Origin of the sequence: Flavobacterium enshiense (genome assembly GCF_040750275.1) — a bacterium.
GTDB lineage: Bacteria > Bacteroidota > Bacteroidia > Flavobacteriales > Flavobacteriaceae > Flavobacterium > Flavobacterium enshiense_B.
In genome coordinates this window covers 194,566-207,528 of record NZ_JBDOCV010000005.1, presented here as the reverse complement: position 1 = coordinate 207,528, position 12,963 = coordinate 194,566, and the positions used below count along the sequence as shown (strand labels likewise).

15 protein-coding genes are annotated in these 12,963 nt (G+C 40.6%); 12 read left to right on the top strand and 3 right to left on the bottom strand.

All coding sequences use genetic code 11. The annotated features are described in order from the left end of the window. From ABGT15_RS10145 to ABGT15_RS10125, 5 genes are all read left to right on the top strand, one after another. Positions 1–531 (top strand): hypothetical protein, encoded by a 531-nt coding sequence (locus ABGT15_RS10145; RefSeq protein ID WP_367231310.1) that lies wholly within the window; start codon positions 1–3, stop codon positions 529–531. A gap of 118 nt (positions 532–649) precedes the next feature. Further along, positions 650–2,710, top strand: a complete 2,061-nt coding sequence (metG, locus tag ABGT15_RS10140; RefSeq protein ID WP_367231637.1) for a methionine--tRNA ligase — start codon at positions 650–652, stop codon at positions 2,708–2,710. A 48-nt stretch (positions 2,711–2,758) separates the two neighbouring features. Continuing rightward, complete coding sequence (locus ABGT15_RS10135) at positions 2,759–3,454, top strand: HAD family hydrolase (protein WP_437125362.1); 696 nt, start codon at positions 2,759–2,761, stop codon at positions 3,452–3,454. Continuing rightward, positions 3,451–4,080 carry a CatA-like O-acetyltransferase gene (locus tag ABGT15_RS10130; protein WP_367231308.1) on the top strand — a complete coding sequence of 210 codons (630 nt, stop codon included), beginning with the start codon at positions 3,451–3,453 and terminating at the stop codon, positions 4,078–4,080. Before ABGT15_RS10135 ends, ABGT15_RS10130 begins: the two co-directional genes overlap by 4 nt. Next, positions 4,081–4,983, top strand: coding sequence for a histone deacetylase family protein (locus tag ABGT15_RS10125; protein WP_367231307.1), 903 nt, complete (start codon positions 4,081–4,083; stop codon positions 4,981–4,983). Positions 4,984–5,022: 39 nt separating this feature from the next. On the opposite strand, the gene ABGT15_RS10120 is transcribed toward ABGT15_RS10125, so the two are convergent. Beyond that, entirely contained in the window at positions 5,023–5,475 is a 453-nt protein-coding gene (locus tag ABGT15_RS10120; protein ID WP_367231306.1) for an HRDC domain-containing protein, read from the bottom strand. 5 nt (positions 5,476–5,480) lie between these two features. Next, complete coding sequence (locus ABGT15_RS10115) at positions 5,481–5,804, bottom strand: single-stranded DNA-binding protein (RefSeq protein WP_367231305.1); 324 nt, start codon at positions 5,802–5,804, stop codon at positions 5,481–5,483. A 203-nt stretch (positions 5,805–6,007) separates the two neighbouring features. Between ABGT15_RS10115 and ABGT15_RS10110 the strand changes: the two genes are divergently transcribed. Genes ABGT15_RS10110 through ABGT15_RS10085 form a run of 6 tightly spaced genes read left to right on the top strand, consistent with a single transcriptional unit; the run spans position 6,008 to position 9,888 of the window. Then, positions 6,008–6,568, top strand: a complete 561-nt coding sequence (locus ABGT15_RS10110; protein ID WP_367231304.1) for a YfiT family bacillithiol transferase — start codon at positions 6,008–6,010, stop codon at positions 6,566–6,568. Then, entirely contained in the window at positions 6,565–6,912 is a 348-nt protein-coding gene (locus tag ABGT15_RS10105) for a hypothetical protein (RefSeq protein ID WP_367231303.1), read from the top strand. The genes ABGT15_RS10110 and ABGT15_RS10105 overlap by 4 nt, the downstream gene beginning before the upstream one ends. Before the next feature lie 10 nt (positions 6,913–6,922). After that, positions 6,923–7,525: an NUMOD4 domain-containing protein gene (locus tag ABGT15_RS10100; RefSeq protein WP_367231302.1), complete on the top strand. Its 603-nt coding sequence runs from the start codon at positions 6,923–6,925 to the stop codon at positions 7,523–7,525. Beyond that, entirely contained in the window at positions 7,515–8,336 is an 822-nt protein-coding gene (locus ABGT15_RS10095; protein WP_367231301.1) for an NAD(P)-binding domain-containing protein, read from the top strand. The genes ABGT15_RS10100 and ABGT15_RS10095 overlap by 11 nt, the downstream gene beginning before the upstream one ends. A gap of 59 nt (positions 8,337–8,395) precedes the next feature. Continuing rightward, positions 8,396–9,256 (top strand): DMT family transporter, encoded by an 861-nt coding sequence (locus ABGT15_RS10090; protein WP_367231636.1) that lies wholly within the window; start codon positions 8,396–8,398, stop codon positions 9,254–9,256. Positions 9,257–9,279: 23 nt separating this feature from the next. Continuing rightward, entirely contained in the window at positions 9,280–9,888 is a 609-nt protein-coding gene (locus ABGT15_RS10085; protein ID WP_367231300.1) for a CDP-alcohol phosphatidyltransferase family protein, read from the top strand. Positions 9,889–9,940: 52 nt separating this feature from the next. Here the strand turns inward: ABGT15_RS10085 and ABGT15_RS10080 are convergent, their stop codons facing one another. Continuing rightward, positions 9,941–11,998 (bottom strand): M13 family metallopeptidase, encoded by a 2,058-nt coding sequence (locus ABGT15_RS10080; RefSeq protein WP_367231299.1) that lies wholly within the window; start codon positions 11,996–11,998, stop codon positions 9,941–9,943. A 216-nt stretch (positions 11,999–12,214) separates the two neighbouring features. Here ABGT15_RS10080 and ABGT15_RS10075 point away from each other — a divergent pair, with 216 nt between their 5' ends. Further along, a complete protein-coding gene (locus tag ABGT15_RS10075) occupies positions 12,215–12,892 on the top strand; it encodes an SCO family protein (protein WP_367231298.1) in 678 nt (225 codons plus the stop codon). Positions 12,893–12,963: the final 71 nt, after the last annotated feature.

Sequence of the window (12,963 nt, the reverse complement as noted above, 5' to 3'; positions counted from 1 at the left end):
ATGAAAATAGCCACTCTTGGAATAGTAATTGCAGCTTTATCCTTTTCCTGTCAAAAAGACGGGAAACCTTCTGAAAAGATTAGCGCTGCGGCTTCTGACAGTTTAGCCGCTGTTAAAGCTTCTGAAGCCAACATCACAAACACACCGGCACCTGTTGTTCAGAATCAGCAGGTAGTAACAACTGCAAATCCGGTCAATGTTCCCGCAACACCAATTACCAAACCAGGTATGAACCCCCCGCACGGACAACCCGGTCATCGCTGTGATATCGCTGTAGGTGCACCTTTAAACAGTAAACCTACCAACGCCCCAAGCACACAGGCAACGCGTTATACCATACCAAAACCAACAGACCAAGGTCAAGCCACAACAACAAACAACAACGCAGTCCCGGCCATCTTACAACCAAACACACCACCAACACCTGCAAAACCACAAACAACTTTAGCAGGGATGCAGGGAAAACCAAATCCGGCACACGGACAGGAAGGCCACCGTTGCGATGTAAAAGTCGGCGATCCATTACCATAAAAAACACAAACCACCCAAAAAGGTGGTTTTTTTACACCTTTTAATAAAGTATTATTCCGCTAACTTATAAATGGTTGCGATTTGTTATGTATTTTTGCACTCAAATTGAAAAATGACAATGACACAAAATCCAAAACGATATACAATCACCGCCGCTTTGCCCTATACCAACGGCCCAATTCACATAGGCCATTTGGCTGGTGTTTATGTCCCTTCCGATATTTATGCCCGATTCCTTCGTTTACAGGGAAAAGATGTGGCATTCATCTGCGGAAGCGACGAACACGGAGTGGCTATCTCCATGAAAGCCAAAAAAGAAGGCATTACCCCGCAACAGGTAATCGACAAATACGACGGAATTATTCGTAAATCGTTTGAAGATTTTGGAATTTCATTTGATAATTATTCTCGGACTTCAGCGGAAATTCATCATAAAACCGCTTCGGAATTCTTCAGAAAACTGTACGACGAAGGCAAATTCATTGAAGAAGTAACCGAACAATTGTACGACGAAAAAGCCGATCAATTCTTAGCCGATCGTTTCGTAACCGGGACTTGCCCTAAGTGTGGCAATGAGGAAGCATATGGTGACCAGTGTGAAAAATGCGGTTCGTCTTTGAATGCTACGGATTTAATCAATCCGAAATCAACTATCACCGGAACCAAACCCGTTTTAAAGTCAACCAAACACTGGTTTTTACCTTTAGACCAATACGATGCCTTTCTAAGAGAATGGATTTTGGAAGGACATAAAAACGACTGGAAACCCAATGTTTACGGACAAGTGAAATCCTGGTTGGAAGACGGATTGCGCCCAAGAGCCGTAACCCGAGATTTGGACTGGGGTATCAACGTACCGGTAGAAGGTGCAGAAGGTAAAAAACTATATGTGTGGTTTGATGCACCAATCGGTTACATATCATCCACCAAAGAATGGGCAGCCCGTGAAGGAAAAGACTGGGAACCGTACTGGAAATCCAACGACACCAAATTGGTACACTTTATCGGAAAAGACAATATCGTGTTCCATTGTGTGATTTTCCCGGCGATGTTAAAAGCAGAAGGTTCATACATTTTACCCGATAATGTCCCAGCCAACGAATTCTTGAATTTAGAAGGCAACAAGCTTTCCACTTCGAAAAACTGGGCGGTTTGGCTGCACGAATATTTATTGGATTTTCCAGAAAAACAAGACGTTCTGCGTTATGCTTTAACCGCAAACGCACCAGAAACGAAAGACAACGATTTCACCTGGAAAGATTTTCAGGCACGTAACAACAACGAGTTGGTAGCCATCTTCGGAAATTTCATCAACCGTGTGGTGGTGCTTACTAACAAATATTACAACGGCGTTATTCCGCAACCAAATGAACTGAGTGAAATCGACGAGCAAACATTGGCAGAGTTAAAAGCCTATCCGGCGGTTATTGCGTCCTCTGTAGAGCGTTACCGTTTCCGAGAAGCCTTAGGTGAGCTAATGAATGTAGCCCGATTAGGAAACAAATATTTGGCGGACGAGGAGCCGTGGAAGATCGTAAAAGAGAATCCGGAGCGTGTACAAACGCAAATGTATGTAGCGCTTCAGATCGCTGCTGCTTTGAATGTTTTGGCCGAACCGTTTTTACCCTTTACCGCTAACAAACTAAAAAATATTCTAAAAGTAAATAACAATTTCGACTGGAACAGCATTTCTTCGATTTCTGAATTACTTCCGACAGGACATCAGATTGGAGAAGCAGAATTGCTTTTCGCCAAAATTGAAGACGACGAAATTCAAAAACAAATAGACAAATTGGAAGCAACCAAAGTGGCCAATAAAGCCGAAAACGCTAAGGCGGAACCACAGAAAGACACCATCACTTTTGAAGATTTTGCGAAAGTGGATTTGCGCATCGGAACCATCATCGAAGCCGAAAAAATGCCAAAAGCCAACAAACTTTTAGTCTTGAAAGTAGACACCGGAATCGACGTTCGTACCATTGTTTCCGGAATTGCAGAACATTTCACACCGGAAGAAGTAATCGGAAAACGCGTAACGGTTTTGATTAATTTAGCACCAAGAGCTTTGCGTGGTGTGGAAAGCGAAGGAATGCTGCTGCTTTCCAATACCGCCGAAGGCAAACTGGTTTTTGTGAATCCGGATGCCGAAGGAGTGATTAACGGCGCCATGATCAGTTAAATACAACCCAACCCTTTTAGTAAATACTGAAAGGGTTTTTTGATACAAATGCATATGAATTTAAAAGTAATAGCCTTCGATGCGGACGACACTTTGTTCATCAACGAGCCGTATTTCGAAGAAACGGAGAAAAAATTCTGCGGACTGATGAGCAATTACCTTTCCGCACAAAGTTTATCGCAGGAATTGTTAAAAACACAGGTGGACAATTTGCCATTGTACGGTTATGGTATCAAAGGATATGTGCTGTCGATGATTGAAACCGCAGTTAAAGTATCTGATGGCACCATCAGTTCCAAGGGAATCAAAAAAATTACCGATTTAGGAAAAGAACTTATTCAAAAACCTATCGAATTACTGGATGGTGTCGAAGAGACACTACAGGCTTTACACGGAAAATACAAGCTCGTGGTAGCCACCAAAGGAGATTTAAAAGACCAACAACGCAAATTGCACGATTCCGGCTTAGGGCATTATTTCCACCACATCGAAGTCATGGCGGACAAACAGGAAGTGAATTACGAAAAACTGTTAGGGCGTTTAGACATCCAGCCGGAAGAATTTTTCATGATTGGCAATTCCTTGAAATCGGATGTATTACCTGTTTTAAATATTGGCGGATATGCCGTTCACGTTCCGTTTCATACCACTTGGGCGCATGAACGAATCGACCATGAAATCGTGCATCCTAATTTTTATGCCACTGAAAAAATAACCGACGTCTTACCCATTCTTTTACGATGAAACAAAAGTTAAACCTAGAAACCTGGAACCGTAAAACCCACTTCGAATTCTTCAGCAAATTTGAAGAACCTTTTTATGGCCTGACTTTTACCATAGACTGTACCATAGCTTACGAAACCGCTAAAGAAAAAGGAATATCATTTTTTATCTATTACCTGCACAAAACCTTAGCGGCTGTAAATGCCGTAGAAAATTTCCGTTACCGAATTGTTGACGGTGAAGTATTTGTTTATGATACAATAAATGTATCGGCTACCATAATGAGGAACGATACCACGTTTGGTTTTTCCTTCATGGAATTTTTCCAGGATCTTGAAGAATTCAACAAAAAGACAATTCAGGAAATAGAGCGTATCCAAAATACGGAAGGACTCCTTTCCCGAGATTTTAGTGGTTTACACAACCTGATTCATTTCTCGTCCATTCCATGGGTGGATTTCACTTCGGTTTCACACGCCCGAAATTTAACCTTTCCGGACAGTTGTCCTAAAATTTCATTTGGAAAAATGACGGAAGCAAACGGCAAAAAAACCATGCCAATGTCCGTTCATGTGCATCATGGTTTAGTAGACGGCTATCACGTTGGATTGTTTGCAGAAGCTTTTCAAAAACTGATGAATTCATAAATGTTTCCCATTGCTTATCACCCGATTTACAAACATCCGCTTCCGGAAGGCCACCGCTTTCCTATGATTAAATACGAATTGCTGCCCCAACAACTTCTGCATGAAGGAACAGTAACAGCCGATGCTTTTTTTGAACCCGGATTCCCTGATTTACAACATGTTCTCGCGGTACATAAAAAGGAATATGTTGATGATTTACTTAACCTCACTTTGGACGTTCGGGCAATTCGTAAAATCGGTTTTCCGCTTTCTGCCGAATTGGTGGAACGCGAATTGCGTTTGTCACAGGGAACCATTTTGGGAGCTGAAAAAGCATTGCAGACCGGAATCGCTTTTAATATTGCCGGGGGAACACATCATGCCTATTCGGACCGAGGCGAAGCCTTCTGCCTGCTTAATGACCAAGCTATTGCCGCACAATACTTACTCGATACCAAAAAAGCAAAAAAAATACTGATGGTAGATTTAGATGTACACCAAGGCAACGGAACAGCAGAAATCTTCCAACATAACGAAGCGGTTTTTACCTTTTCTATGCATGGAAAATCAAATTATCCGTTTAAAAAAGAGGTCTCAGATTTAGACATCGAGCTGCACGATCATACTGACGATTTCAAATTTCTTCAAACACTTCAGAACACCCTGCCTTTTCTTATCGAAAAACAAAAACCGGAATTTATCTTCTACCTCAGCGGTGTCGATATTTTAGGCTCCGATAAGTTAGGAAAACTAGACTGTTCACTTGACGGTTGTAAAAAACGTGACGAAATCGTTCTTTCAGCTTGCTTGCAACACGGCATCCCTGTTCAGGTAAGTATGGGAGGAGGCTACTCCCCGGAGCTCAAAACCATAATTGAGGCACATGCAAATACGTATAGGGTTGCAGCAAGTCTTTATTCTTAAAAAGAAAACCACCGGCTCTTCACCGATGGTTTTACAAACCTAAACAGCATTCAATACAGCAATGATATCCTCACCGTATTTCATTGCTTTCTTTTCCCCAAAGCCTTTTATCTTCCTTAAAGCTTCTATACTTTGTGGCAAATGGTAGGCAATGTTAATCAACTCAGAATTATGACAAACCAAATATTTTGGAACGTTTAGCGTGCTGGCCTTATCAGTACGCCACTCTTTTAAACATTCTAATATATATTGGCCTCCTGGCGTTAAATCGGATTCCTCAATTTCTTTTGCTTTTGACTTATCGTTTATACATGGTACGGAATCTGTTTCATACTGAATCAATACAGACCAAAAAGCAGTCTCTTGCTCTGCATTTACAATTTGAGCCGATGATTGCACAAATTTGACTTCCGCCAAAAAATCGTTTAACTTTTTCTGATCAGTTTCATAATGGTTTGGCGCAACTCGAATATTGAATACCTGAAGCTGCATGCCGATTATTTCCCTAAAAGCAAAACCTCATTGGCCACCACTTCCGTAACATAACGCTTGACACCTTCCTTGTCTTCATAGCTACGGTGGGTCAATTTTCCTTCAACAGCTATTTCTTTGCCCTTTTCAACATATTTTTCAATGATTTCAGCAGTTTTTCCCCAAGCGGTAACCTTATGCCATTCCGTTTGTTCCACTTTGTCTCCTTTATCATTGTAAAAGAAGTCGTTTGTTGCTAAGGTGAAATTCGCAACTTTGCGGTCTCCGTTAACCGTTTTTACTTCTGGATCCTGCCCCACATTCCCGATTAATTGTACTTTGTTTTTCATGGCGTTTAAAATTTAAATTGTTGCTGTTAAAATAATTTAATGAACACAATACTCTGTTGGTTTATGTCGGTGCAAAGTTGTAAAATCCTACAAATTATATTCGGTTACTAAACATTTACTTTCGTTTGTAACTATTTGTTGTCGTTTGTTTTCAAGAATTTTCTTATATTTGTGATCTGATTTTTTATTACAAAATAAAAGCCATGAAACACCATCCCGATCTCAAATCTTTACAATTTCCAATCGGACAGTTTGTTCCTCCTGAAGAAATTACTCCGCTGCATCTGGAAGTCTGGAGGGAGACTATCACGAATTTTCCGCAACAACTCGGCAACATTTCCAGAGCACTAACACAAACAGAACTGAACTGGCGTTATCGTCCGGATGGATGGAAAATCAAACAGGTTATCCATCACCTGGCTGACAGCCACATGAATGCCTTAATACGTCTTAAACTGGCACTTACGGAAGAAAATCCCGTCATTCGCCCATACGAAGAAGCGCTATGGGCCCAATTAACCGACTCTGAAAGCGACAACATTGAAGCCTCCCTGAAAATTATTGAAGGCATTCATAGCCGCTGGAGTCAAATTCTTAAAAATGCAACCACACAGGATTGGAACCGTATGTATTTTCATCCGCAACATCAGCGCTTTTTTACAATTAAAGAATTCTTGGGATTGTACGATTGGCATTGCAGGCATCATTTTGCTCATATACAGCAAGCTTTACAACACAAAGGAACATTCAATTCGACGTTATGAAAAGCTGTTTGGAATGCCAAGATAGCATTGTCGGAAGAGAAGATAAAAAATTTTGCGGAGACGGATGCAGGAATTCTTACAACAACAGACAAAATAAGGATTCTACAAATCTTATGCGCAATATTAATAACAAGTTAAGGAAAAATTACCGTATTTTGTCTGAACTGAACCAGGAAGGAAAATCCAAAACCACAAAAAATAAATTAATATCCAAAGGATTTGATTTCGAGTTTTTTACCTCAACCTATACCAATCAAAAAGGAGATATTTATTACTTCCTTTATGATCAAGGGTATAAGACAATTGAAAACAACTGGTTTTTGTTAGTAAGAAAGGAAACTTAACGAAAGAAAGATGATACGATTTTATCCAAATGAAGAATTCAGGGAGTTTAAAGTAGAAGGAAATCGCACAAAAAGATACGCCATATCCAATTTGGGAAGACTTATCAGTTTTACGGATGACATAAAAAACGGCACCTTACTAAAGGGTTCTTTGGCCGACGGATACCGGATACTGCGGTTGGACAACTGGAAAAACGGTGTTAAAATTCCGCAGTACTTCCTTCTTTACAAATTAGTTGCGGAGTATTTTGTCCCTAAAACCGATGAAAATCAGGAGTATATTATCCATTTGGATTTCAGCCGGGACAACGACAAAGCTGCTAACCTGAAATGGGTAAATTACGAGGAAAAAATGGAGCATTACCGAAAAAGTCCGCATGTTATCGCCGGAAGAAAAAAAACCCTTTCCCACAACATCAAAGCAGACGGTCGTAAGCTCAAAGAAACCACGGTAATACGTCTAAAAAAAATACTCTTAGACCCCAACCGAAAAACCCGAATGAAGATTCTTGCTAAACAATTCGGCGTAAGTGAAATGCAGTTGTACCGTATCAAATCCGGGGAAAACTGGGGCCATATTAAGGTACATGTTCGACCAAAAAATGACAACTAAACTACCAAAAATTGCGCTATTGGGGTGCGGATGGCTGGGGCTTCCTTTAGCTGAGAGCCTTATTTCAAAAGGGTATTCCGTAAAAGGAAGTACAACAACGCATTCAAAAACAGACCACTTAAAAGCCTCCGGTATTGAAGCTTTCCATCTAGTATGTACCGAAAACGGAATAACCGGTGATATTCAAGGTTTTTTAGACACTTCAGACCTGTTAATCATCAATATTCCTCCAAAATTAAGAAATGTTGCGGCGGAAAATTTTGTTAGAAAAATATCCTTTCTGATTCCGTATTTAACATCATTTTCGGTAAAAAAAGTAATTTTTGTGAGCGCTACTTCTGTTTATTCGGATGAACTTTCTTACAACAAGGTGACGGAAGGTTATTTTTCCAATCCCAATACTGAAAACGGTAAACAACTTTTGGAAACGGAACGACTATTGCAAAACAATCCGGATTTTAGAACAACCGTCGTACGTTTTGGCGGATTGATTGGCAACGACCGTCATCCTGTAAAACATCTGGCAGGCAGGGAAAATATTGAAAATCCGGATGCACCGATCAACATGATCCATTTGGAGGACTGTATCGGAATCCTTCACAAAATTATCGAAACCGAAACCTGGGGTGAAACATTTAACGCCGTCGCACCGAATCATCCGAGTCGGGAAACATATTACTGCAAAAAAGCACTGGAAATGAAGCTGCCTTTACCTACTTTTGCAAACAACAAACCTTCTGTAGGAAAAATTGTTTCGTCAGAAAAAGTACAGCGGATTCTAAAATATTCGTTTCGCAAAACCGATTTTTAAACGTGATAAAAAAGCTCCATCATGCCACCAAAAACAAACTGCAGGCCATCGGACTCCCGATGCTGGCCTTAATTTGGGTCAGTTTCTTTTGGGGTACGACCTGGCTGGCTTCCAAGGAAGGAGTAAAACATATGCCGGCCTTACAGTTGGCAGCCATTCGTCAGTTTTTGGGAGCAGCGGTTTACATTCTCTATTTTTTGTTTCAAAAAACACCTTGGCCAAAAGGAAAGCAATGGAAAACTATTGTCATCCTAAGTCTTTTAAACTTCATGTTGAGTAACGGATTGAGTACTTGGGGGGTTAAGTACATATCCAGTGGTTTGGGTGCCATTATCGGTGCTATTTTCCCGCTTTGGATTGTAATTATAAGTTTTTTTAAAGGAGAAAAACTTTCCAAATGGGCCGTAATCGGAATGCTCATCAGTTTTGGCGGAGTCTGTTTGGTTTTTTATGATTACCTGGCCGATTTCCTGAAACCGGATTTCCAATTCGGAATTTTTCTTTCTGTCTTGGCTACGCTAACCTGGGCTTTCGGGAGCATGTATACCAAGAAGAAGGCCGCGAGTTTTAACCCGTATTTCAGTCTAGGCCTACAAATGCTGATTTCCAGTATTTTACTTTTTGCGTATACCGGTGCCACGGGAACTTCGGTAAGTTTGGCCGAAATTCCGGCTGCTTCCTGGTGGTCTATTGCGTATTTGGTAGTGATTGGCTCTGTATTTACCTTTATCGCTTTTATTTATGCGCTGCAGCATTTACCGGCCGAAGTTAGCAGTGTTTATGCCTATATTAATCCGATTGTAGCAGTATTGTTGGGCTCTTTTATTTTTAACGAACCGCTGACCGTAATGATTGGAATTGGCGGCGCTGTAACTATTTTTGGCTTGTATCTGGTAAATCGTTCGATACGGAAGAAATGATGCAATTTCAAAACTAAACCTCTATGAAACACTTAAAACTTCCGCATTACCTGATTTTATTCCGGCTTGTGTTAGCCCCCATAATCATTACGTTAGCCTTATTGCTAAAAAATGAAAGCCGAATGGCTATAGTAATTCTAATGTATCTGGGTTTGTTTTCCGATATTTTTGACGGCATTATTGCCCGCAAACAAAACATTTCCACCGAAAAATTAAGACGTTGGGACAGTCAGGTTGATTTGGTTTTTTGGATAGCCATTGCCTTGGCGACATGGATTATATCTCCATCCTTGATAAAAACGAACCGGATCGGTTTATTGGCTATTATTGTAATGGAGATTTTATGTTATCTGATCAGTTTTTTGAAATTCGGAAAGGAAACGTGCACCCATGCGTTTCTATCCAAAATGTGGGGTATTACGTTACTGATTTCCTTCACTTGTTTGATCGGCTTCAATTATGCGGGACTGCCTTTTAAAACTTCCGTTATATTGGGGATTATTTCACAAATGGATGTCATCCTCATTATTCTGATTTTACCGAAATGGACGCATGATATCCCCAGTTCGTACCATGCCTATCTGATTCGGAAAAACATCCCTTTCAAAAAAAATAAACTTTTTAACGGATAAAAAAATCCCGGGCAACTACCCGGGATTTTTAAAATTTTCTATTTAAAACAGACTACCAAATTTTCACACGGTTTTCCGGTTTTACGTATAATTTCTGTCCTTCTGTAATATCGAAAGCCTGATAGAATGACTCCACGTTTTGTAACGGTACATAGGCTCTGTACATCCCAGGAGAATGCGGATCGGTTTTCACCTGATTTTTAACGGCCTCATCTCTCATTTTAGAACGCCAGATAGTCGCCCATGAAATGAAGAAACGTTGCTCTGGTGTGTACCCATCGATTAACCCTTTCGTTCCGGATTTCTTTAAGGCAATTTGCAAACCGTCGTAAGCGGCATTTACACCACCTAAGTCGCCGATGTTTTCCCCTAAGGTAAATTTACCATCCACAAAAGTTCCCGGCAGCGGCTCTAATGCGCTGTATTGTGCTGCCAAAGCACCTCCTAATCCGGTGAATTGTTTCAAGTCGTCTTCGGTCCACCAGTTCACTAAGTTTCCATCGGCATTGTAACGGGAACCGGAATCATCAAATCCATGAGAGATTTCATGTCCGATTACCGCACCGATACCTCCGTAATTTACGGCATCATCTGCTTTGTAATCGTAGAATGGTGGCTGTAAGATTGCCGCAGGGAAAACGATTTCGTTATACGATGGGTTGTAATACGCATTTACCGTTTGCGGCGACATACCCCACTCGGTTTTGTCTACCGGCTTTTGCAATTCGGCAATATTTTCTGCAAATCCCCAACGTGCCACATTTTTCATGTTGTCGTAGTAATTTCCGCCTTCTTCTTTGGATTTGATGGCCAGTTTCGAATAATCCTTCCATTTGTCCGGATACCCGATTTTTACCGTCGATTTTCTCAATTTATCAATAGCTCCTTTACGAGTTGCCGGTGTCATCCATGGTAAGTTGTTGATACGGTTTTCAAACGCAAGGAATACGTTGTCAATCATCGCTTTGGCTTTAGCCTTAGCTTCTGCAGGGAATTTCTTTTCTACGTACAATTTCCCTAAAGCTTCACCTACTGTTCCGTTTACAACCTGTAACGCTCTTTCCTCACGTGGACGTTGCTTTAAAGCACCTGTTAAGGTTTTGCTGTAAAATTCCCAGTTTGCGGTTTCAATATCAGTGGTTAAAACGCCGGTCGACTTATTGATTAACGTCCAACGCATATATGCTTTCCAGTCGTCTACTTTATTTTCTTTGAAAATACCCTCCAAGGCCGTCATATATTTTGGCTGGGATACAATCAACGAATCAATTTTCCCGATACCCACACCTTCTAAATATCCGTTCCAGTTTACCGATGGCGTCAGCTTTTGCAAATCTGCAACTCTCATCGGGTTATAGGTTTTTCTACGGTCACGACGCTCCACACGGTCCAAACGCGGACGTGCCATTTCGGTTTCCAAAGCCAATACTTTTTCCGCCTGAATTTTTGCTTCTGACGGTTTTACCCCTAAGAACTGTAACATTCTTGCAACGTGCAGTACATACTTTTCACGTTTTTCTTTCGAATCTTTATCATCGGAAACATAATAATCACGGTCCGGCAATCCTAAACTTCCTAAACCTAAGTATACCACATTGCGGTTACTGTTTTTGGCATCGGCGCCTATACCCACTCCATAAAAACCTAAACCGCCTTGCGACTCCATTTCGATTAACAATTTGTTCACATCGGCAACGGTTTTCACCGCGTTGATTTTAGCCAAGTACGGTTTCAAAGGCGCAATTCCCAGTTTATTTCGGGAAATCGTATCCATATAGGTTTTATAAACATTAACCGCTTTGGCCTGATCGGATTTCGGATCCAGTTTTTTGTTGGCGGCCGCTTCCTTCAAAATAGCTAAGGCATCTTTATCAGTATTCTGACGCAATTCGTCAAAACTTCCCCAACGGGTTTTGTCGGCTGGGATTTCGGTTTTATCGAACCAGCTTCCGTTAACGTAACGGAAGAAATCGTCACCCGGTTTTACGGATTTGTCCATCAGATTCAAATCGATACCCGGATTTTTAGGCTTTGCCTGTTGCGCCGAAGCATCCAGAGCTAACAGTGAAAAAACAGCAAGCGAACCTGCTGCTACCATGTTTTTTTTCATACGCTTTTAGTTTGTTTTGGTTTTGATGAGGAAAGCAACGCAATCGATAATCGCTAATTTACTCACTCTCAAATTGGTATAACCGTTTTTAATTTTGTTACACTTCGGGGTCAAAAATAAAAATTATAGTAAACCAACAAGAATTTTTAACACATTGTAACAAAAGCTTTTGTCTTTTTAATAGATTGGAATCGTAACTTTGCAAAAATTTCAAGCATGCTTTCATTTTTCAAAAAATACATTCCTTTTTTCATTGTTCTCGGAATACTTTCCATAATTATCATGGCGCTGTTTTATTCTGCCTTAAAACCTAAAAAAGTAATCCCGGTCTACACTCCATCGATGGTTAACCCGGAACTGGTGGATTCTACCATTCAGCATATTGCCAACAAATCGCAACATCATATTGCTGATTTCGCCTTCACTAACCAAAACGGAAAAACCATCACGCAAAAAGATTACGACGGCAAAATTTATGTAGCCGATTTTTTCTTCACCACCTGTCAAACCATCTGTCCAATGATGACGGATAATATGTCCTGGCTTCAGGAGCAAATTAAAGATAAACCTAACGTAATGTTGTTGTCCCATTCGGTAACGCCGGATATTGACAGTGTTTCGGTACTGAAAGCCTATGCCAAAGAAAAAGGTGTGATTGACAGCAAATGGAATCTGGTTACCGGCGACAAAAAAGACATTTATTATATTGCCCGCAAATCGTATCTGGCGGTAAAAACCGGAAAACCTTCCGAATTGTATGACATGGTACACACCGAAAATTTTGTTTTGGTAGACAGCAAACGCCGTGTACGCGGTTTTTATGATGGTACCAAAAAAGAAGCGATGGAAAAATTACTGGAAGACATCAATTTCCTGATTGAGGAAGAAAACTAATTTACCATCATAAAATTTTGCAAAATTGACTTTTGTCATCTTTTCAAGAAGAATAATGCTTAGCTTTGCAA